Here is a 22,706-nt window from a genome sequence, read left to right on the forward strand (position 1 = left end):
TTTATAATCTACCAAACCGGTAGTTCTGTTTACTACTTTCTGACTCACTTTTTTGAACATTCCCAATAGCTATTGCAAATTTATCCATATCAATATCAGTGAACTTATTGAGCAAAATATTACTTAATTCTTGAAAATTATGTTTTTGGACATACATTAATCATTTATTTTCAAAGCCTCAATAAAAGCATTTTGTGGGATGTTTATGTTTCCCACAGAATGCAATCTTTTCTTACCTTTCTTCTGCTTTTCAAGCAGCTTCATCCTTCGTGTGACGTCTCCACCATAGAGCTTGGCTGTTACATCTTTTCTATACGGGTTAATCGTTTCTCTAGCAATAATTTTTCCGCCTACTGCCGCTTGAATCGCGATTTTATATTGCTGGCGTGGTATCAAGTCTTTCAAACGTGCACATATTTCACGGCCTCTTTTTTCTGCCCTGCTTTTATGAACAATGCAGGCTAACGCATCCACAGGTTCTCCATTAACTAAAAAACTTAATTTATCTATCTGACTTTCCTGATAATTGGATATTTCCCAATCTAAACTTGCATATCCCTTGGAAATTGATTTTAGTCTATCGTAAAAATCAAAAACAACCTCAGAAAGCGGTAATTTATACTTCAGTAGTGCTGTTGTCGTATTACCAACATAAGATAAATCCTGCTGTTCTCCTCTCCTCTCTTCACACAGAGATAGAATCTCTCCTAAATATTGATCAGGTACCATTATAGTTGCAGTGATCCATGGTTCTTCCACTATTTCAATTTTTGTAGGGTCTGGCATATCGCTTGGGTTATGGATATTTAAAACTTTACCATTTTGTGTTGCAACTTTATATATAACACTCGGTGCAGTTGCTGTTAGATCTAAATCAAATTCTCTTTCGAGTCTTTCTTGAATGACTTCAAGATGTAGCATTCCTAAGAAACCACAACGAAATCCATAACCTAGCGCATTTGACGTTTCAGCATCAAATGTAAAACTAGCATCATTTAAATGTAATTTTTCTAGTGCTTCCCTTAAATATTTAAAATCATCTGTGTTATTGGGAAAAATACTGCAAAATACTACAGGATGTACTTCTTTAAAGCCAGGTAATGCCTTGCTGCACGGCCTTTTCTCTTCAGTAATAGTGTCTCCTACTTTGCAGTCTGCTACTTCTTTCATTGAAGCAGTTATAAAACCAACTTCACCTGCTGAAAGTTCACCAGTCATAACTTTTTTAGGAGTGAAAATACCGATATTATCGACCTGATATGTAGCATTATTAGACATCATAACGATTCTCATGCCTTTTTTTAGTACTCCATTTTTAACTCGCACTAAAATTACTACTCCTAGGTAAGGATCATACCAACTATCAACTAAAATTGCTTGCAGTGGAGCATTTGTATCACCTTGAGGAGCGGGAAGTTTTGTCACTATAGCTTCAAGTACATCCTTTATCCCAAGACCAGTTTTTGCCGATATCAAAATTGACTCAGTTGCATCAATTCCGATTACCTCTTCAATCTGAAGCTTTATCCTTTCTGGATCTGCAGCAGGAAGATCGACTTTATTAAGCACAACTATTATCTCATGATTATTGTCAATTGCCTTGTAGACATTTGCCAGAGTCTGAGCTTCAACTCCTTGGCTGCTATCTACTACCAAAAGTGAGCCTTCACATGCGGCTAAGCTTCGGCTGACTTCATATGAAAAGTCAACATGACCTGGTGTATCCATGAGGTTGAGGCAATATTTATTACCATTATTTGCAGTGTAATTGAGTCTTACCGTTTGTGCTTTGATTGTGATTCCGCGTTCACGCTCTATATCCATTGAGTCAAGTACCTGATTGGTCATTTCCCTTGTCTCAAGACCGTTACATTCTTCTATCAAACGATCAGCAAGAGTTGACTTCCCATGATCTATATGTGCTATTATTGCAAAATTTCTTATATTGTTCATAGATCTACTTATTTAAGTAGATCTATTTTACATTTTAAGTATTACAAGAGCAATTATTTATATCTCTTTTTGCTAAAAACATTAAGCTGAAGTCCTTGCCAATGGGCGGCAATGCTCATTAGCTGATGCTTGCTTCACTGTGCTACTTGGATCTTCTTGCTGTCTACACGTTTTTACTGCATCAGCAAGACTTAGGTAAGCATTACCAACTTTAATCTTTACATCTTTATTTTTTTCTAAATCCGCATCAGTTGGTCTATCACTTATTATTCTAATACTATCATCACTGTTAGCACCTAATGTAATGCTACATTCCTTTCCGTCTACATACCAGTTAAACTTTATTCCATATTGAACTGTGGTACCTATATAATAATATCTAATCCCCTCATGTATTTCACCACTGATAAATTCTTTTTGATTGCCATTTGAGATAAAAAAACTAACAATTTTGTTTTTTTTACAAAAATCACTATTTAAAAATTCGCTTACTTTAATATCTGTGCTTTTATTGTCTTCTTTTAGCTTGATTATTGTATAAAGACGATCTTGATTACTATACTTTTTGATTGATATCTCATCAATAGTGCCGTTTTCTATGTACTTGCCAAACTCTTCTTTAGATTTCTTTTCCAATTCAAAGAGTTCTTTTTGGCTTTTTTGTTGTTGTATTTTTTCTAACTCTTCTTTCATTTTTTTTTGGAGTGATTCGATATCCTGGATTAACCCGGATTCATCAAAGTCGAAGATCACGAATGCTTGGCCCAATCTTGTCTTCAATTCTTTAATTATGTTTACTATCTTTAAGATAGACTCTAAGTTTTGATAATGTACAATAATTTTTTGAGCATTTAGGCTACCCTTATTGCCACCCCAGTCAGAACTAATGTTATCAAATATTGAATTAAGTCCTTTATAAATGGTTATCAATTCATTTGATTCCTCTTCGCCTATTCCATTACTTTTAATACTGCTAATACAATTATTGAATAACTCTATCTCTTTAGAATCTGCAAATAATACACCATACAATTTTTTATGTGCTACTGCATCTTGTATCTTTTGTTTTAGTTTCTTTAATTCTTCTAATTCATCACTATTTATACATTTTACCTCATAAAACTATTCAATATTATATACATAAACATTAGGGAATGTTAGCACTTTCTATATGCTTGCGCACTTCCTATTATTCCTTTAACATAGCTGACACTTTTTTTGAATGAGAAATCACTTTATTAATCATATAATTCTCATGATTGTTATCTATTTTAGGCAGCTCGTACAGATAATTCACCATTATTCCGGCTGACTGACTAATGCCTTTTTCAGAAGTATCAGCCATCCAGTTGATTTGTTTGATTGATGCACCATTGCTTAAATGAAAGTGTGCTACTGTATCATAAGCACCCCCACCACTGCTTTTAACCTTTAGCAAATAATGTGCACAAAGTTTCAGTAGGGACTGTTTTTCGCATTCAATGTTAGTTTTTATGCTTTCTAAAATTTCTATACCTGATTGTTTTATATTAAGCTTACCTAATAAAGCTACGTCTTGATTTTTTAGCCATTTTGTAAATCCAGGAACTGGAGAAAGAGTTGCATACACTTTTACGCTTTTAAATTCTTGCGATAGTTTTTCTACGACTCTCTTTATTAAAAAGTTACCGAGGCTAATTCCAGATAAACCAGTTTGAGTGTTTGATATTGAATAGAATATAGCAGTACTTGCACTGCTTGGGTCACTTGAAGGAACTGACTCGTCCAAAACGTGTTGAATACTATCTGCAATCTCATTCATCAGTGCAACCTCTACAAAAATTAAAGGTTCATTTGGTATTTTGTAATGAAAGAAAGCAAAACAGAGATGATCAGAATCTAGTCTGTTTTTTAAGTCACCCCAAGAGGAAATTTTATGTACAGCTTCGTATTTTATAAGTTTTTCCAACAATGATGCAGGTGAATCCCAGGTGATTTGATGAAGATCAAGTAGATCAACATCAACCAAAGTACAAAGTATACTTTTTAATTCGTTTTCTAGTGGACTTAGACTTTTATATTGATTCTTCAGCTTGAGTACATCAGAACGCATATCAACAATAAACTTAAGGCCCTCCGGTAAGGAGATAAACTGCTTCAATATTTTAGAGCGTGGCGATTCAAGGACTTTTATTAAGTCTTGTTCAAACTTATAGCTCGACTCAGAATCTTGATTTTTCTTATATACTTTTATTTCTTCATCTATTTTCGTTTTATCCGGATTGAACTTTTCTGCCAGGGTTTGTAAAAATTTTATTTGACCTGCCTCTGATAAACTCAAGTACAAATTACCAAGAGATACGGTGTTCTTACGTGCTGAGACTTCACCCCCCTTTGGGTTTAAGCATTCGTTCATCTTCAAGACTAAACTATCGATATCGCGACTACTACTTAAATCAGGGCCAATATTGCCAACCCATGACCTTACAGCATCTGCTACTTCACCTAATATTTTAAAAAAGCCCTTTGTTGCTTTCTTATCTTCAACTTTTACTATATCAGTTTTTGCTAATGATTCTTTTGTCATATGTTCCTTTTATCGTGTATCTATCTTAATTTAAAGAAAAATCTTAGTCTACAAAGAAGGCATATATTTTCATGGCACAACTATTTTGCAATCTATTAAAATTTTCGTAAAGAGAGTTAGATTTTTAATTTCATTATTTCTCTTACAAAAGTACTTTTATTATAAAAATGCCCTTTTGCCTCTTTCTTTTCCGGGTAAGGCTGATTTTTTAATTACCTAGTCGAAGTTACTTAATTTTTACACATCTATTGTAAAGTACAAAATCTGACTTTGGAATGAAAATGCTAGCTGATGCTTGGACTTTATTGATACTTACGCTACTTGAAACTATACTTGGTATAGACAATTTAATCTTTATTTCTCTAGCAATAGATAAGGTGCCAAATCTGCTGAGAGAAAGAGCCCGCCTGATAGGTTTTGGCTTGGCGCTATTGATGCGTTTTGTAATACTATTTTTTATATCACATATATTATCAATGGAAAAGCCTATATTTCACTCTGTATCACTAGATATTTCAGTAAAAGATTTGCTTATGATTGCAGGAGGGTTATTCCTTATTGTTAAAAGTTCTATGGAGTTATGGAGCGAAATTTTTGTACATAAGGAGAACAAAACAAAGGCAAACGTTAAATCACAATTTTTTTTAGTTGTGCTACAAATTATATTAATAGATTTAGTTTTTTCTGTTGATTCAATATTAACTGCTATAGCATTAACTCATAATATGATAATCATTGCTATAGCATTTACATTTTCCATATTAGCAATGCTATTTTCATCAAGTTATACCGCTCAGTTAATAAAATCCAGCCCAAGCTTAAAAGTAATTGCCATTCTATTTATTTTACTCATCGGTATATATTTAATACTTGAAGGACTTCACATAGAGCTACCAAAAGCATGTTTGTATTCTTCATTCATGTTTGCATTGTTTGTGAAAGCTATAAGCAAAATAAAGACAATGCGGCCTTGAAATTATTTTCTACAAAGCAAAAGTCTAATTTTTATTCCGGTGTGTGACGAATATCTGTACGAACATTTCGATGTCATCCGAGTAGCTGACACAGGTTCTTTTTTTCTGGATTCCAGCGTCACGCGCTGGAATGACATTAAATAGTTTTCCTTAAAATTTGAGTTATGCAAGCAGCCTCTTTGCTGTGATTCGAGTAGCTGAAACTGGAATGAAATTACTGCTACTCCCACTCAATAGTTGCTGGTGGTTTGGAAGTTAAATCATACACAACTCGATTTACTCCGGAAACTTTGTTAACAATTATACTACTGACGTCTTGCAAAAACCTCCAAAATACTAACGAATGTTGATCTTTATTTTCAAATGGAAATGCATCAGCTGTCATGCCATCAGATGAAGTCACAGCCCTTAAAGCGCAAACATATCCGTATGTACGATTATCTCCCATAACTCCCACAGTTTTTACTGGTAACAGTACAGCAAAAGCCTGCCATATTTTATCATACAGATCATAATTTTTCATTGTGTTGATATATATTTCATCTACTTCTTGCAATATTCGTACCTTTTCTTCATCAACCTCACCTATGATCCTCACTGCAAGTCCAGGTCCAGGAAATGGATGTTGAAATATTATCTCATCTGAAAGCCCAATTTCTTTGCCAAGCAGCCTTACTTCATCTTTAAAGAGATAGCGTAAAGGTTCTACTAGTTTCAGATTCATTTTTTCTGGCAACCCACCAACATTGTGATGAGATTTAATTGTACTAGTGTTTCCTGAAGCGTGACCTGATTCAACTACATCAGAGTAAATGGTGCCTTGCATTAAAAAATCCACATCACCTATTTTTTTTGCCTCTTCTTCAAATACTTCGATAAAAGTATTGCCGATAATTTTTCGCTTTTCTTCCGGATCAGTTATTCCCTTTAACCTACTTAAAAACAAGTTTGATTTATCAACGTAATTTATTGGAATTTCTTTTAACATAGCAGTGGTCTGGCTCTTACGCAATAACCCAGTATCGATAAAAATACAGTTTAATTGTTTTCCTATAGCTTTGTGTGTAAGAACTGCTGCAACACTTGAATCAACCCCCCCACTTACTGCAGCAATTACTTTTTTCTCCCCTACTAAGTTTTGAATTTTTTCCTTCTGTTTTTCAATGAATGACTTCATTGTCCAATCTCTCTCACAATTTGCAATATCTAAGAAATTAGAGAGAAGTTTACTACCATTTGTCGTAGGCTTAACTTCAGGATGGAACTGAGTACAGTAAATCTTCCGCTGTTCGTTGGCAATTATTGCGATTGTTTGATTTATTATACCTGAGGCAATAGCAGTAAATCCTTGCGGTATAGTTTCGACACTGTCTGCATGGTTCATTAGCACATCGACTTCGGAATTAACGTCCCAAGTATCCTTTATAATTGGGGATTCTTTTAGTATCTTGATTTTAGTTTTGCCAAATTCCTGATTGAATTCTTTTCTTACCTTTGCCCCGAAATAATGACAAATGAGTTGCTGTCCATAACATATTCCAAGTATAGGAGTGTTTATTGTTTCGTTAAGTTTTATAATTTTATGTGCTACTTCACTTACTTCAGAGCAATTGTCATTTACAGATTGCGGTCCTCCAGAAAAAATAAATCCATTGAATTTTGATACTGTTTCGAAATCGATATTGCTTGGAAATATTTCACAGTAAACGCCCATTTCCCTGATTTGTCTTGCAATAAGCTGTGTAAACTGTGAACCAAAATCAATAACGGCAATTGCTGACAATGTGCTCCTCCATATTATTTAAAGCAATATTTGATAATAAAGAAAACAATAAAGTAAGTAAACTAAGACCTGTTTAAAAACTTTAATATATGACTAAAGTAACTTAAATTTACCGCAACAGATTTATGATTAAGCTGTCTTAATTATCATTCTGATACTCTCTTCTTATCATAATAGCAACCCCAACATCTTTCCTTAAGTTGATACCATTGCCTGAACGGATACGTTTAATATATATATAAATTCCTATCTTTTATATCTAATAAACCAAGTGTTGGTACGATTGTTGCTTTCAGGAAGATGACGGTTTCTACTGTCTTAGCCAGTTTTTTTAACTTTTGATGCAATAAGTTTTGGTTATCTTTTCTATGCTCTATAAGCCCACCAATTACCATAACTTCGCCGCTCTTAATTTTTAACGTAGAGTTCATTTCTCTGGTTTCAATAATTGGAATGTCACTATTTAATTTCATTTTATTCTGTTGTGCGACATATTCTATATTTGGGTCTTTAGTGTAATTGTTAATTCTTGATAAGGTTGGGTGTATATCCATAAATATTTCGTTAGTATCAATGTTAATGCTTGGGTGGATTATTAACACCACACCTATTGGAGTGCTATTCATCTTGGTAATTAAGGCATGATTGGAGTTTCCGGTATCTTTCTGTATATCGGAAGTAAAATAGATATGGTTTTTAGTAAATGAAATCATTGCTTGCTGATTATTTATAGCATGTACTCTAGGGCTTGAAATTACGGTTGAAGTGCCAAACTTGTCTAAAGTTTTTACTAAATTTTCTAAATCAGAGTTCATTACCAGGCTAGTAATGGAACTATCTTGATTTGTTATAGATTTTGTTTCATTATGCAAATCATTTAAGTTGATACCAGAAAGGTATTTATCGTCTAATACAACTTCAACTATTTTGGCCTCTATCATTACTTGAGAAGACGCCAGTCTCTTAACTTTATTAATATATTCTTCAACAGCTTTATGAATATCCTTCCTGGCATTCAGAATAATGACACCAGCTTCTCTGTTGGATGAAAGAAATTCACCATCATCCACTCCATTAACATCCATTATTGCATTTAAGCCTTTTTCTAATGAACTCCATAAGTCACTGCTATATTGAGACTTTCTAACATTCCTGTCAGCATCGCTGCTTGTAACATTGCCACTAACGACAAAATTGCTTTGAGCAGAGTGTTGAATATTGATGAAGTCTACGTAATAATTTTGTGCGTATGGCAAATCCTGTTCAATTCTAATTACACCATTATTCATTGAGTAACGCAATTTGGCGCTGTTGGCTATACTCTGAATTACTTCATTTATATTCTTATCCTTTAGCTTTAAAATAATATTACCTGATATCTGGGGATCTATGTCTAAGTTAACGTCAGAAAGTTTTCCTATCTCAATCAGTAAATCCTTTACTGGTACTTTTTCATCAACATTAATCGAAAGAAACTGATTACTGGTTGTAAGATCGGGAAACTCTACCGGTAAAGGTATCATTTCTGGTATTGCTGGTTCGTTATTCTTCAAAGGAGTATTATATTGTTGCAACGAATAATCGTGCTTATAATTGTCTATATTAACAGAATGTTGCTTGTTAGGTAGATGTGTACAAGAAATAATGAAAAGGAGTATTAAACATTTTAAAATAGCCATGAGGGCAGCATACAAATCTATACTAATAGTTTTCTATAAAAATGTTAAAAATGTATTTAATTGTATCCGTTCAGGGGAGTGGTTTAAGAAATGATAGATAGGAGATTATGAAAAAGGTTTAGCCGCATGGAAGTGGGATGAAAAGAAGCACTGGTTTCACATGCGTCTGAACAGACACCATTTTACAGCATTTTAAATTTGTCCTGTGAAATGTTTGTACAGTTGCGATAAAAATTACTTGACAAATTTTGACAGCTTTGTTATTTTGATAGCGAAGATATTCTAGAGCTCGAAATCTATCTTCGTCTGCAGACTTTTCAACTTCATTAATTTATAACCTCTAGTTAAAGTATATTGTACTTATGTATAGATAACTTCTATCATAGCTATATACATTTTTCTGAGTTTTTTTGTATTACTTAGGAGGATCATCATGTTTAAAATCATGGATTACGCATATCATTGACATAAATGCCTTAAAAGGACAGATGGTACCTACGTCCTCTTTATATAGGTTATGTATTTGTTCAGATACGACTAAATTGTGTCTAGTGTAGAAAAAATTAGACAAATTCAGCCTTATATAGAACCAAATTCAACGGAAGTAGAATTATCCTCATTTCCATAATAGTAAGGATTTGCTTCTTGCGTATTATTAACAGCAGTTTTTAATAGTACTTCCTTATCACTATTCCATGCAACTTTCTCCATAATTGGAATATAATCCTTACACTTTTGATTATCTCCACAATCCTTGATTTTACCATCATCATTTAGATAACGCTTCAATGCATCATAGTATACTTTAGTGTTATTACCCTCTTTATCTATCATTTGTCCTAAGGTATTAACAAGTATCAATGGTGCAACTTGTTTTGCTTTTACAACACTTGTTTCACTGGACTCTTTAAAGAGATCAGGACATGATTCTCTAGAAAAAAAATTCTTGTTTAATTCTTTATTAGCATAATCATTGCCAGATTGGCAGAAACTCTTAACCTTCTCGTCCTGACAAGCTAACTCTTGTGGACTATCAATACATTTAAGACATTTCGTATTACCAAAGTTGGCTGCTGAACTAATAGTATCAGTAAAGGCAAATTTAAAATTTACTGCACTATAAATACCCTCTGATCCCTTTTCTATATATGGCAAAATTTTAGAATTACTATACATCTCAGGATAGAGTTCTTTTAATAAATCAGATGTATTAAAACCTTGACAACCTATCTTATTATTCGATTTATACAAATGAGCATGAGGCCCACAAATTCCTGGCAGGCTAAGATCTGGTGTTATTTCTCGAGATGTAATTTCTCCATTTTCATTCCCTCCTTCATCAGTAACAGGTTCGCCCGTACCACTTCCTTTTTTACATTCTTCAGCTATTTTTTTATACCACTCAGTCTCTGCTTTTGCTCGCTTAACCTCCTCTTCACATTTCGTAAGCTTCTTTTCTACTAGTTCAAAATCCTCTTTTACTACGGAACTATTTGTAAATTGCTTCTCAGTCGTAATTTCACCCTCAGTCATCTCGTCTATACCTTCTTTACCATAAAAAAGTTTGTTGGTATATAAATAACTACTATTAACTTGATCACTATAGGTATTTTTTGACATCGGAACCTCCTCTACAGTCAAAATTGAAATTGTATTAAAATAAAAAAACTACAAATTTAATGTGAGTAAAAGAAACCACATTTCAAGAAACTTCATGGTAACTTAGGAGCTATTATAAGCTAAAGTAGTTAAAAATTTAATAACTTGCATTATAAATATAGCATAATAACCAATAATTAGATTTTCTTTCAATTTCTATCTTATCTTCACCAGCTTTACATAGAGCACATCTTTATTCACTAGAGAATCATGATTCTTCTACTTGCATGTGATTAATCACTATAATCTTGAAGTGTGGTTTGTACGTAATTAGTTCTGGAACTTGCCAATGGATGATTGCTCTACATTTTAATCTCTGTCGCTGTTCACAACATTACACTCTGGAATTATATGCCTAATATCGCATGCTGATTTCTCTCTTTATTTTCTGCAAATTAATTAAATGAAGGGCATTAAGTATCCACACTACTAAAAAAAGTGTGGTACAAAATATAAACATTGCAATGAGTGGCAGCAGTAAAGAACCTTCTATTGCTACTCCACCTTTTCTAAAAATACTTGCTGGCTGATGAAGAGTAGACCATAAATTCACAGAAAATTTTACTATGGGAATATTTATAGCACTAAAAATGGCAAATACTGCTGATGATTTCTCTGCTCTTGCTTGATTATCAAAAGCGCTCCACAATGAAAGATAACCAACATACAGAAAAAACAAAATCAGCATTGAAGTAAGCCTTGCATCCCATACCCACCAAGTACCCCATGTCCCTTTTCCCCAGATGCTACCTGTGATTAAGCATATTGCCGAAAAAACTGTCCCTGCAGGAGCAGCAGCATGTGCCAAGACACTGGCAATACTATTGTTCCATACCAATGAAATGAAACTAAGTGATGCAATGAGTCCGTATATTCCAAGAGCAAGCCATGCAGAAGGCACATGAAGATACATAATTCGTACGATTTCTCCTTGTTTATAATCTCCTGGGGAGAAGAATAATGCTAAGAACATTCCAATTAAAAAATATGCAAGACAAATAACCCCAAGCCAAGGCAGGGCTTTCTTAGAAAAATGGGAGAAATTTGTAGGCTTTAATAAAAACATTTGTTTTGAGAATAATTGTATTAAAAATTTACCAATTAGTTTGAGTTTTATCAACAGGATAGTTTTTCTGTATTTACGTAGGTCAACAAATTAGCATAATTTGAGTAACAGATTGCTTATTTGCCATATGACCATTAAAAAGCTTAATCTACACTTAGTGTCAGATTCAAGTGGTGAAACTGTTATATCAGTTGCAAAATCAGCCCTGAAACATTTTCGTTCTGTAGAAACTATCGAATATGTTTGGTCTTTTGTAAAAGGAGAAGAGCAGATCGATAAAATTCTGGAGGAAATTGAGAGAAAAAGTGATGAGCATAACTTTGTTATATGCACTATTACTGATGATGGGCTCAGAAAATATCTAAAAGATAATTGTATCAAGTTAAAAATTCCATATCGAGCAATACTATCACATATTATTAGAGAAATCTCATCCTATCTTGAAATTGAAAAGGATGAAAAACTTGACCTGTATACTGAAATAAATAACGAGTATTTTCAGCGTATTGAGGCAATAAACTATACCATCAATCACGATGATGGACAAGGTATTCAAATCGATAAAGCAGATATAATTTTGGTTGGAGTTTCACGCACATCAAAATCTCCCACTAGTATGTATTTAGCTTATAGAGGCTACAAGGTTGCGAATGTTCCTTTTGTTAGTGAGGTACCCTTTTATATCGACTTAGCAAAATTAAAAAATAAACTGACTATAGGAGTAACAATCAACCCAAGTAGACTAGTAGAAATACGCAAAAACAGACTTACTTCAATTAATAACAAAGATAATAATATATATGCTGATTCTGAAAAAGTAGAAAAGGAAATTAAAGAAGCAGAGGAGTTCTTTAAGCAAAATAACTGGCCAATTATTGATGTTACGCAAAGGTCGATCGAAGAAGTATCAGCAACAATTATACAATATTTTAATAAAATGTGAAAAATTTATCAATTGACTAACTCTCTGTCAGTGATCATAATGTAAGGTAATTCTATTCTTACTATAGATATGAAAGTTAAAGGGTCACTAAAATCTCATCGTAACAGAGATAAAAATTGTAAAGTTGTGAAAAGGGGTGGTAAAGTTTATATTATAAATAAGGTAAAGCCAAGATGTAAAGCGCGTCAAGGTTCTTAGCTTTTTGTTTGCCTTTTTATGTCATATGTTTTTCATATGGAAGCATGGTTAGAAAGAAACAAAAATTGTTGTATTTAACCATAGCCCTGCTCATTTCTTCTCTTACATTATATTTTGGTATTAACATGATTACAGGCAGACGTGGCTTGTTAACATTAATTAACTTAAAAAAAAGAAATTAATTACGCGCGTCAACAAGCCCATGCATTTTAGTTCCACTCTAAGCCCTCTTGAGCTGGTAATGTTCAAAAAACTGCGTCAAAGCGAATTTTTAGTTCAACTCAATTTTCAATCTGTGGAGAAAGAAAATGTTGAGCTGAGATATAGTTAATATGTACAGCACTTTTCCTCCACCTTCCTTATAGCACAATATACCAACTTGTACAAGCTGGTAAATGAACCTTTGGTTTTAGTAAATGTCTCCTCGATAGGATTAGTGGAGCCGCCTAACTGGCCCGAAATACTTAAAATAAATTTTCCCAATTGTTTTGCCACGATTTTATGACCAAAGGATATTTTTCGCTCCATCAGCTCGAGTAAATAATTTTCAGCAATTTCTCTGCTTGAAGCCTGATATACTTTCTTCAGATCACTTATGAAAGTTTTTGCTGCTTCAGTAAATTTCTTATCTGATGTACTATACATTTCTGCTTTAGCTATTTATAGCAGCAGGAAAACTTTTTAATACAAGCTATTAGAATATCCTCTACTCCTCTTTCTTTTAGCTCATTTAATACCCCCAACCAGAACTTCTCTTTCAGCCAAATAAAAACCCAATACATCCTTTTTGCCTTCTTGATCTATACCCAATATGTTATACATGCACTTACTTACACAACAACCGTCTTCTTTCACCTTAAAAAATCATGAATACTATCGGATATATTGATTGTAGTGGACGACTACACCATTCATTGATTATAGGTAGTAATTTATCTGTAATTCCAGATATCTCTGCTGCAGATATTTTTTGCCTCAAGTTCAGTTGTTTACCTTTTTTTTCACTATCTGTGGTTCGCTCTCTATCTCTTGGTGTCAAAAGTTCAAATATTTGTCCTCAAAGTTTTTTCCGTCTCTTCTCTTTCAGTGGGTAAATGGTACCTTCCAGACTCGCTTCCAGTAGCCTTGTTACCATCTCTCCCCATCAATGGTCCCGTATAGATGATAGAATATTTGTTTCTAATTCTTTATAGTCTACCAATCCAGTAGTTCCATTTACTTGACTCATGTCAAATCTCCATTTTTTGTTTCTATTTTATTTTTACTTCTCGCTTTGACGCAGTTTTTTGAAGCATAAGGGTCAAGTTAAGGAAATAAAGGTATGAAGAAGATAGGATAAGAAGATATAAAATTCTCTCGGATATATTTTAGTGAGAGAACTAATGATGAATAAAATAACTTGCTTATCAAATTACCTCAACAAATTTTTCAATGAAATGGCAAATAATTGAAACAGAAAAGGAAAAGAAAATTGAGTAATTGATGATTCATAAAAGCTATAATTTTGGGTAATATAGGGGTTACAAACTGAATCATAGATACAATGTGCCAATTATTAAATGAAGAATCTGTGATAATAACGAAACAGGGTTTAGATTTCAGGTTTACTAAAGAAGCAGTAGAATTTATGAAAAGAATGTACAATGGCTTTATTTAAAATACCCTGCAAATTGATTGTAGAATCTTGCAGCAATTTAAAAGCATTGGATAGTAGCTTTGCCTAACAGCATGGAAAATCTATATAAAGGTTATGGACAAAGGTTATGAGAGTAACACTAAGTGTGGAATAAAGTTAAAATTAGTTTTTGATTACCTAAATCAGACATTGGATCAACTTAACATAACGGAGGGAGTAAGAAGGTTATAGGGAGAAGTTGCTAATATCTGACCTTGGTTCAAGTTCTTTTAAATGGAACGGGAGCTTATTTTATAAGTCGTTGATACCAATGTATATGCTATAGAAACAAATCAAAAAATGGAATTATTGGAATGTTTAGGAGACAAGCTATTTTTAGAAATGAAGGTGTTGTTGGGAAAAGAAGCAAAGATTAGAGTAAGAATGATATGTCATAAATTAACTGAAGAGCAGTCTCTAGCCAGAAGAAGAAAAGCTAATAAATTGGCAAAATCACATGATCTTCCAAAAGGAATCAGAAATTGTTGAACTGGTCAAAACTAATATTCCAGAGGATAAAATTAGTGCTGAGCAAGTATTACAGAGTAAGGTGGCAAATTGAGTTGTTTTTAAACTATACAAGAGCTACATAAGACTTAAAAGGGAAGCCACACAGAGTATTGTGTGAATTATATGCTAAATTATGTGCAATTCTCATATTTCATGAGTTGTACAAAATTAAAAAAGAATACAGAACTCAGTTTAACAAAGGCATTTATTGAGCTAAAAAGGCGGATTAGAGAGTTATTTTTAGCACTAAAGAATAGAGTTAATAGTTTAAATTTTTCTTAAAAAGATTACAATAACTTGGTCATGATTTTCATTAAAAGACAAGTACAGAAAAACTAGAGTATCTACTTTAACTTCCCTAAATTTGCTCGCAATCTCTTAACTTGATGCTTATGCTTTTTTGAATATTCCCAAGTGCTGCCAAGCTTTTGGCCCAATATTAATTCGGCTATTGATTTTGTCTTTCAGTGCTCGGGGAAATCTTACTTCGGTTAGCTATAGAATTTTTGATTTTACTGAAAAAACATTCCCGTTCTTTATAAATATGCTTATCATAGAAGCTCTTCACTTTTCGATGGAATCACAACTTCACATCCTTTGCTCTCAAACAAAAGCATATATCCTTTATCAGCCACTATAGTGGAGTTATAGATATTTTTCATTAACTTGTGTAATTTCATTCCTCTGGCCAGGAGTAAGTATAAATTTTAAAGGATTTCCCAATGCATCAACAAATGCATGAATTTTAGTAGTAAAGCCACCTTTATTCCTTCCTAAGAGCTTTGGAATCCTTTTTGTATCAGGCAGAGCAAGCATGAGCTCGAACTATCGTTCCATCGATTACCGCAACTTCTAAATCTGGATTTTGTTGCATATATTTTTGCCAAAACTTCCTTTTCACACCACCTTTTAAACCTCCTATGTATACTCCTGTAATTGCCGTAAATTTCTGGCAAAAGACGCCACTTACAGCCACTCCGAACCATATACCAAACCGCTTCCATAAATATTCTCAACCTCTTCTCATTTTTGCTGTGTATTCCTTTGACTCCCTTTAAGAATTCAAAAGTTTGTTCCCATTTTCTTTTTTCTATGTAATATTCCATTGATAGTTTCTCTATATTATTCACGGTCTCTTTTTCCTTATTTCTCCTACTTTTTCTTTACTTTATTTTCTCACAGTATATTTTGTTTACAGAACCTAGGAGTGCAAGCGTTTATGAGTCAGAGGATAAGTCATATAATATTTACTCGGTCTTAATACTTTGAATTTATATTTGAGTAAACGATAAACAGTAATTGGTATGAGTGATCTATTTAAAAGTGACATTTATGATAAAAATCTCAATTCTTTGATAAGAGTCATAAAGCTGAAGGATACAAAAAAAATTAATGAACAATATAATGAAACACTGAAAGATTTATCTCAAGCTCTGAAGAATTTTACAAACAACGCAAAAGATGTAGCTAAGTTTGTTATATATAGTGACTTGAATAATTATGTAGAACCTTTGAGCACAAAGCCACTCGGTTTTATTGGAACATTAAAAGGAATATTAGATAGAGTCTTGGGAAAAGATATTCCAACTAATGATAATGACATAAAAAATTTTGTTGGTGATGAATTATCAGGTTTCACTATAGAAAAAGCAGCCGAGTACTCAAATATTTTAAGTACAATTAATCTATTCAAGAAAGGACTTAAAGAAATTTTAGATTCGAAGCAGAGTGGAAAAAACAATAAAGAACATAAATCATATGAAGTAAGCTCAAAAAATAAAACAACATCAAAGCAGAAGGAAGATACTTTCAAGCTGCAAAAAGGAAAACAGCCGGCAGGAAAAAAGAAAATAAAACGGCCAACAACGGCACCTCCACCACCTCCTACTGACTCAAAAAAGGTACACTTTAAAACAGAAATAGAGAATGTATCTCCTGAAGATTCAGGCTATGAAAGCTCATTAAGTGAAGAGTCTGGACATGAGGAAATATCAAATTATCAAGAGAAAAAGAGTAAAGCGTCAACGAAAGATTCGCGGCACTCAAAGTTGCCTAAAGAGGAGCCAATTCACAAAACGAAACCTAAGAAAAATGCAGGAACAAGAAGAGGATATAAAAAGAGACAAGCTCCAGAGCCACCAGCGCTAAACGCTACCAATCAAGAAATTAGGCAAGAAACTAAAGAAGATAAATCTGAAATACTGTCAAATCCTAAAAGGCTAGATATTGTTGATCAACAAGTGAGCACGAAACCAATAATAGTAGAAGTGACTTCGCAAAAATCAGCTGAAAGTAAACCAATCCTGAAAAAATCTGCTGATAAAGCAGCATCAGAAGTAAAAGCGGTTATTATAAAAGAAAAAGTAAATAGCAAGAAGGACGGTAGAGTAAAGTCAATGGTAGAAAAATTTGAGCAAAATCAAATTGCTAAGAGCAAAGCCACCCCTGCAACACAAGCAGATATTGGTATGAAGAAAGATCCTGCACCATCACAAAAAACATCCTCCCAATCTCACTCATTTCCGGTAGGAAATAAAAGATCTAAAATGAACCCCATAACAGCAAAGTCCGATTGTAAACTTCCGGTTAGTAAAAAACCTCTTCTCACTCATGTTAGTGTAAAGAAAATAGCTGCACGATTTGAAAGCCATGGGAAGAAATAGTTGTAACTTATTGAACAAACCCTATAATATCCTTGATCTCTTTTATATTGTTATTTGCAATCTCTGCTGCTTTTTCTGCACCTTCTTTTAATATTTTATGTAAATGGAGCTGATCCGCCAAAAGACCGTTCATCTTCTCACGTATGGGTGATATAACACTGATGATTAAGCCAGCTAACTCTTTTTTAAAGTGTTTCATATCATGTTTATTCACTTCTTCACACACTTTTTCCACATTTAAATCACTAAGCACTGAATAAATGTTTACCAAATTGTTTACTTCTGGACGGCACTTTAAAGTAGCAAAATCAAAGCCTAGAATTGAATCTGTTTTTGCTTTTTCTATTTTCCTGACAATCAAGTCATCTGTATCGTCAAGGTTAATGCATGAGTATTCTGAAGAATCAGATTTGCTCATCTTGCTTGCTCCATCTCTTAAGCTCATTATCCTTGATGTACAATCCAAAGTTAAGATTTCAGGTATGATGAAATGACTACATTTATAATGATTGTTAAAAGCTGATGCAATATCACGTGCAAGTTCTAAATGCTGTTTTTGATCATCGCCAACAGGAACATATTTAGTTTGATACAGCAATATATCCGCAGCCATAAGTACTGGGTAGCTATATAAACCAAGAGAAGCTTTTTGTTTATCGCTGCCAGCCTTATCTTTAAATTGAGTCATACGATTAAGCCAACCAATTGGTGTATAGCACCCTAGCAGCCAGCCCAATTCTGCATGACCACTAACTGCGGATTGATTGAAAATAATCGACTTTTCCGGATCTATTCCACATGCAATATAAGTTGCTGCTGCTTTAAAAATATTATTTTTTAATTCATTTGCGGGAAGCTTATTTGCTGTGATTGCATGCAGATCAACAACACAAAAAAGAGATTTATATTTATCCTGCAAGCCTATCCACTGCTTAATTGCACCAAGATAATTGCCCAAGTGTAATACTCCACTTGGCTGAATACCTGAGAAGACAACTTCTTCCATACCTTGAGTGTTTTATTAGTTACTTTCGCAATCAGCAGATTTTTTAGAAAGAATAACCATTGCAGGACGAAGCAACCTATTTTTAATAGTATAACCAGTTTGTAGTACTTCTACAATAGTGCCAGGCTCTTTTTCATTATCTTCTCTTTCCACAACAGCTTGATGTAAATTGCTGTCAAAAGAGTTACCTATTGGATCTATTTCTTCTATTCCATGTTTTTTTAGATCACTCACAATCTTTTGGTGCGCCACTTTTATTCCCTCATGAATAGGATCATCATCTTTCAAGTTTTCCATTGCTTTTTTTAAATTGTCACAAGAGTCGATCATATCACGTGCAAATTTTGTGACTGCATAATCACTTGCATCGCTAATTTGCTTTTGCATTATACGTTTAACGTTTTCATTATCTGCAACAGCACGGCGTAAATGATCTTCAAGCTGAACTGCACGTTCTTTTAATATATTAAGCTCTTCACTTAAATCACCTGTTTGCTGATCTTCTTGATCATCCCCTTTTCGTTTACTGACCATATCGGCAAATTTCTTTTTTTTCTCTTTATTACTATCTGACATATCATTCACCCTTACAAACTTAATAAATATATAACAATCAATCTAAAAATATCAAGCGTTAGCTATCCTTGTCTTTCTATGCTTGCATTTAAAAAGTCAATCAAAGCAGTTTTATAAAGAGAATCAGAAAAAGTATCAATATTACTTTGCGCCATATTAATATAGTGTTTAGCTTCTTCCATAGAAACATGAATGGCATTATGATGATTAATATATTGTAATGCTTGGTCAAAATTTTGTCTAGCTGAAGAAAAAGATTTCTCCCAGAATTTTTGTTCTGATGGGCTGCCTTTTTCATATGCTATAATAGAAGGTAAAGTAACTTTACCTTCAAAGAAATCTTTTCCAAGTTGCTTTCCTAAAGTGCATTGATTAGCAGTATAATCTAGCACGTCATCAATTATTTGGAATGCCATGCCAAAATTAAACCCGAAATTCCTTAGCCTCTCTGTTTCATCACTTGTGGCTCCAGATACTACTGATGCAGCCTCGCAGCATGCAGAAAATAAAGATGCTGTCTTTTCTCCAATGATATTAAAATAATTTTTCCTAATTGTGTTAGGGTCAAAACGCGTTGTCATCTGCTTTATCTCACCCTTGACAAGCAAATTAGATGCCTTAGATAAAATAGAGAGAACACTTAAATTCCCACATTCTATAAGCCATCTAAATGCTAAGGTCAATAATAGATCACCAACTAAAATGCTTGATTTATTCCCCCAAATTTTATTTGCTGTTGCAACTCCATGGCGTGACTTACTTTCATCAAGCACATCATCATGAAGTAAAGTAGCGTTGTGTATAAATTCTACCGATGCAGCAATGTTGACCCTACTCTCTCCAGAGTAATTCAGCATTTTACATATAATAAAAATGAGCTTAGGCCTTATCTTTTTTCCTCCTGAATTAATAAGATGAGATGTAATATCGGTAGCAAGCTTAGTACCTTCATCATTGACATTTTTGAAGATAAAGTCATTCATAGCCAATAAATCAGAAGATACAATATCATCTAATTTACTACTTTTTGTTAAATCAGTGTTTAGCATTTAAGAGGACTTATGCTTCTTGCCCTTGTACTTTCTCAACTTTTTTCTTTTCTATTTTTTTCGATTCTGTTTCTAAATCTACTATGCCTTTTTTAATGAACCACATTACCCTTTCAGTTGCTTGCGCTCCTACACTTAGCCAATGTTTTAATCTATCAGCTTTTACCACAACACGATTTTTATTGTCTTTTGGCAACATTGGATCATATTGTCCTATTCTCTCAATAAAGCGTCCATCTCTTGGTGCTCGTGAGTCGGCTACAACTATCCTATAAAAAGGACGTTTCTTTGCCCCAAACCTTGCTAACCTTATTTTAACTGCCATGTCAACCTTTGTTCATATATTAATTACAATTTAAATACAATAAACAGCTCAAGTCAAACTAATTGTACCTCTTTTACCTAAAAATACAATATAGCCCCTCCAATCACTCATAAAAGGAAGATAATAAACTTTTTTATATATCATCAATCATAGCATGATTAACTTCTACTCTATACTTTGATTTTAGATAGCTAATTAACTGTTCCTTTAGCGATATCATCACACGTTTTCCGGTGTCAAGCATGTTTAATTTACCATTTGATGAATGCATTTCTTTTAGAACGCCTATTATAATTTCATTATTGTATTGAATAGGATCTGTTACCGAATTAGTTGTTTTCATATTGAAAATTTCTTCTATGAAAGAAAAAGGGTAGTTTTGTTCATTGCGTTGTATTTGCTGGCCTTTAACCAATTTTATACCTTGCATTTCTTCCAAATCTGTCTTTTCTCTTAGTTGAACTGCTACTTCTTGTCCCATTTTAAACATTTTTTCTTTTATAAATTCACTACGCCAAAGCTTTATGGCTGATTCCCTACTTTCTTCAAAATTTTGTAATTTAGGAGGAACGATATCACTGATTTTTACACCAACAACAGTATCTCCAACACCCTTAAAATAACTCTTCTGATCTTTCTCGCGTGAAAAAATGAAAGAAATGAAATCACTGGAATTTCCTACTTCATTACCACTTTGGTCTTTCCCACTAGCATCTACTGGACCAATGGTTTGTATAGGTAAATTGTAATTATTGGAGATTTCTTCAATCGTTGCACCATTGTATATCTTATAATTCACTTGATTTATGAAATCATTGACTTTTTCAAAAGACTTTTGATTGGTTAAAACTGACCTTATGTCTTTTTTTAAATCAACCAAGTCTTCATCAGAGATTTGATGTATGCTTTCTACCTTTATTACGTGCCATCCAAAATTGCTTGTTAAAACTTCACTTACTTCACCTGTTTTGAGAGCAAATACCTTTTCTCTCATATTTTCAGGTAAGAAATCCTTAGTTATATTATTTACTCTGGTTTCTTCAAGTTTTACTTTACTGAACTCTTCTATTATGTCTTCAAAGCTTGCTTTACTTTCTTCAAGCGCTCTTCTTGCTATTTCAGCTTTTTCTTTGGTAGGAAATATCACATTGAATATGTCTCTTTGATTTTTAAGTTCCTGATGTTCTATTATACTATCAACCTCTTCATCTGAAATTCTGATTTGATCTTCAAAATATTTTTGATCCAGAGAAATGTATTGCGCAGTTCGATACTCAGGGTAATAAAAATTGGACTTATTTCTTTCATACAAATCAAGTAAGGCTTGATCATCTGGTTCAGGAACGTTTGTAATTGCATCCCCAGTTATTTTAACAATATCAATTACTCTAGTTTGGTAGCGATTTTTGTATATCTGCTCATCAACACTCTCACCAAAAGTTATCGGATAATTATCTTTAAATAACGAAGTCATGAACATCATTGCAGGCAGGATTTTCTCTAGTTTTTCTATATATTCCTTTTCTGTTATATGCAGGCTATTTAGAGTTTGATGGAATTTATTATGGTCAAATTCTCCTTTATCGTCCTGAAAGTACTTGGTATTTTTTATATGGCTTTTGATAGATTCTTCTCCAACTTTTAATCCAAGTTCGCTAATTAGGTTAAACAATAGTTTTTGCTCTATAAGTGCGTTAAGTAAATCATATTTCAGCTTTTTTACTTGTTCTTTACTTATATCAGATCCAGAAATTTGCTTTTCATAATTTTGATATAGTAATTTATATTCATCTGATGTTATCACTTCCTTTCCTACTTTAGCTAATTCTTTCCTTTCATCATCATTTGATAAAAGATTGCCAATCCCCATAAAGATTAATAAGCAAACTAAAAGGAGAACGATTGCCTTGGTAAAAAAATTTCTAATACTCATTGTAAACTCAGTTAACTAACACTTAAATTTAGAATAGCAATAATTTAATCTTTGTAAATCTATTAACAAATTAGCTAATATGTGTAATATTGCAGTATATTAAATTAAATGGGAGCTTATATTAACCTAAGGGATGAGAAATATAAAC

The 22,706-nt window shown here is 33.1% G+C and carries 20 protein-coding genes and 2 pseudogenes; 5 read left to right on the forward strand and 17 right to left on the reverse strand.

Features of this window, described 5'->3' with window-relative positions:
• Position 1: 1 nt before the first annotated feature.
• From LB100_RS04670 to LB100_RS04685, 4 genes are all read right to left on the reverse strand, one after another.
• Positions 2-157 carry a hypothetical protein gene (locus LB100_RS04670; RefSeq protein ID WP_456201582.1) on the reverse strand — a complete coding sequence of 52 codons (156 nt, stop codon included), beginning with the start codon at positions 155-157 and terminating at the stop codon, positions 2-4.
• On the reverse strand, positions 157-1,953 hold the full coding sequence (gene lepA, locus LB100_RS04675) for a translation elongation factor 4 (protein ID WP_264336708.1): 1,797 nt from the start codon (positions 1,951-1,953) through the stop codon (positions 157-159). The genes LB100_RS04670 and lepA overlap by 1 nt, the downstream gene beginning before the upstream one ends.
• Positions 1,954-2,034: 81 nt before the next feature.
• Positions 2,035-2,985, reverse strand: coding sequence for a hypothetical protein (locus LB100_RS04680; protein ID WP_456201583.1), 951 nt, complete (start codon positions 2,983-2,985; stop codon positions 2,035-2,037).
• A gap of 157 nt (positions 2,986-3,142) precedes the next feature.
• On the reverse strand, positions 3,143-4,519 hold the full coding sequence (locus LB100_RS04685; RefSeq protein ID WP_456201584.1) for a malonyl-CoA decarboxylase: 1,377 nt from the start codon (positions 4,517-4,519) through the stop codon (positions 3,143-3,145).
• A 281-nt stretch (positions 4,520-4,800) separates the two neighbouring features.
• Here LB100_RS04685 and LB100_RS04690 point away from each other — a divergent pair, with 281 nt between their 5' ends.
• Positions 4,801-5,493 carry a TerC family protein gene (locus tag LB100_RS04690; RefSeq protein WP_456201585.1) on the forward strand — a complete coding sequence of 231 codons (693 nt, stop codon included), beginning with the start codon at positions 4,801-4,803 and terminating at the stop codon, positions 5,491-5,493.
• A 220-nt stretch (positions 5,494-5,713) separates the two neighbouring features.
• Here LB100_RS04690 and guaA read toward each other — a convergent pair whose 3' ends face one another.
• The 4 genes from guaA to ccmC all read right to left on the reverse strand — a co-directional run bounded on the left by guaA (position 5,714) and on the right by ccmC (position 11,680).
• Positions 5,714-7,276 (reverse strand): glutamine-hydrolyzing GMP synthase, encoded by a 1,563-nt coding sequence (gene guaA, locus LB100_RS04695; RefSeq protein WP_052265035.1) that lies wholly within the window; start codon positions 7,274-7,276, stop codon positions 5,714-5,716.
• A 227-nt stretch (positions 7,277-7,503) separates the two neighbouring features.
• The gene (locus LB100_RS04700) at positions 7,504-8,955 is read right to left on the reverse strand and encodes a type II secretion system protein GspD (protein ID WP_456201586.1); all 1,452 of its coding nucleotides are present in this window, start codon (positions 8,953-8,955) and stop codon (positions 7,504-7,506) included.
• Between the two features lie 579 nt (positions 8,956-9,534).
• Positions 9,535-10,575, reverse strand: coding sequence for a hypothetical protein (locus LB100_RS04705; RefSeq protein WP_456201587.1), 1,041 nt, complete (start codon positions 10,573-10,575; stop codon positions 9,535-9,537).
• Between the two features lie 394 nt (positions 10,576-10,969).
• A complete protein-coding gene (gene ccmC, locus LB100_RS04710) occupies positions 10,970-11,680 on the reverse strand; it encodes a heme ABC transporter permease CcmC (RefSeq protein ID WP_264720238.1) in 711 nt (236 codons plus the stop codon).
• A 127-nt stretch (positions 11,681-11,807) separates the two neighbouring features.
• Here ccmC and LB100_RS04715 point away from each other — a divergent pair, with 127 nt between their 5' ends.
• On the forward strand, positions 11,808-12,623 hold the full coding sequence (locus LB100_RS04715) for a pyruvate, water dikinase regulatory protein (protein ID WP_264720239.1): 816 nt from the start codon (positions 11,808-11,810) through the stop codon (positions 12,621-12,623).
• Between the two features lie 69 nt (positions 12,624-12,692).
• Positions 12,693-12,821, forward strand: a complete 129-nt coding sequence (ykgO, locus tag LB100_RS04720; RefSeq protein ID WP_006015378.1) for a type B 50S ribosomal protein L36 — start codon at positions 12,693-12,695, stop codon at positions 12,819-12,821.
• 271 nt (positions 12,822-13,092) lie between these two features.
• Here the strand turns inward: ykgO and LB100_RS04725 are convergent.
• Positions 13,093-14,049 (reverse strand): annotated as a pseudogene (locus LB100_RS04725) (IS256 family transposase).
• Between the two features lie 157 nt (positions 14,050-14,206).
• Here LB100_RS04725 and LB100_RS04730 point away from each other — a divergent pair.
• Positions 14,207-15,388: pseudogene (locus LB100_RS04730) on the forward strand (IS4 family transposase).
• 169 nt (positions 15,389-15,557) lie between these two features.
• Here LB100_RS04730 and LB100_RS04735 read toward each other — a convergent pair.
• The 3 genes from LB100_RS04735 to LB100_RS04745 are packed head-to-tail and all read right to left on the reverse strand — an operon-like array spanning position 15,558 to position 16,112.
• Positions 15,558-15,686, reverse strand: a complete 129-nt coding sequence (locus LB100_RS04735; protein ID WP_419214763.1) for a hypothetical protein — start codon at positions 15,684-15,686, stop codon at positions 15,558-15,560.
• Entirely contained in the window at positions 15,652-15,822 is a 171-nt protein-coding gene (locus LB100_RS04740; RefSeq protein ID WP_162848911.1) for a transposase, read from the reverse strand. The genes LB100_RS04735 and LB100_RS04740 overlap by 35 nt, the downstream gene beginning before the upstream one ends.
• Positions 15,780-16,112, reverse strand: coding sequence for a transposase (locus LB100_RS04745; RefSeq protein ID WP_406719261.1), 333 nt, complete (start codon positions 16,110-16,112; stop codon positions 15,780-15,782). The genes LB100_RS04740 and LB100_RS04745 overlap by 43 nt, the downstream gene beginning before the upstream one ends.
• Positions 16,113-16,310: 198 nt before the next feature.
• Between LB100_RS04745 and LB100_RS04750 the strand changes: the two genes are divergently transcribed.
• On the forward strand, positions 16,311-17,669 hold the full coding sequence (locus LB100_RS04750; protein WP_456201588.1) for a hypothetical protein: 1,359 nt from the start codon (positions 16,311-16,313) through the stop codon (positions 17,667-17,669).
• Positions 17,670-17,676: 7 nt separating this feature from the next.
• Here the strand turns inward: LB100_RS04750 and trpS are convergent, their stop codons facing one another.
• From trpS to LB100_RS04775, 5 genes are all read right to left on the reverse strand, one after another.
• Positions 17,677-18,675, reverse strand: coding sequence for a tryptophan--tRNA ligase (trpS, locus tag LB100_RS04755; RefSeq protein ID WP_456201589.1), 999 nt, complete (start codon positions 18,673-18,675; stop codon positions 17,677-17,679).
• A gap of 15 nt (positions 18,676-18,690) precedes the next feature.
• A complete protein-coding gene (locus LB100_RS04760; RefSeq protein ID WP_010402249.1) occupies positions 18,691-19,251 on the reverse strand; it encodes a nucleotide exchange factor GrpE in 561 nt (186 codons plus the stop codon).
• 62 nt (positions 19,252-19,313) lie between these two features.
• Positions 19,314-20,300: a polyprenyl synthetase family protein gene (locus LB100_RS04765; RefSeq protein WP_456201590.1), complete on the reverse strand. Its 987-nt coding sequence runs from the start codon at positions 20,298-20,300 to the stop codon at positions 19,314-19,316.
• Between the two features lie 10 nt (positions 20,301-20,310).
• Positions 20,311-20,625: a 30S ribosomal protein S16 gene (gene rpsP, locus LB100_RS04770; protein ID WP_006015540.1), complete on the reverse strand. Its 315-nt coding sequence runs from the start codon at positions 20,623-20,625 to the stop codon at positions 20,311-20,313.
• 133 nt (positions 20,626-20,758) lie between these two features.
• Complete coding sequence (locus tag LB100_RS04775) at positions 20,759-22,558, reverse strand: SurA N-terminal domain-containing protein (RefSeq protein ID WP_456201591.1); 1,800 nt, start codon at positions 22,556-22,558, stop codon at positions 20,759-20,761.
• Positions 22,559-22,706 lie beyond the last annotated feature (148 nt).

The sequence above is a fragment of the Wolbachia endosymbiont of Protocalliphora sialia genome, assembly GCF_053891855.1.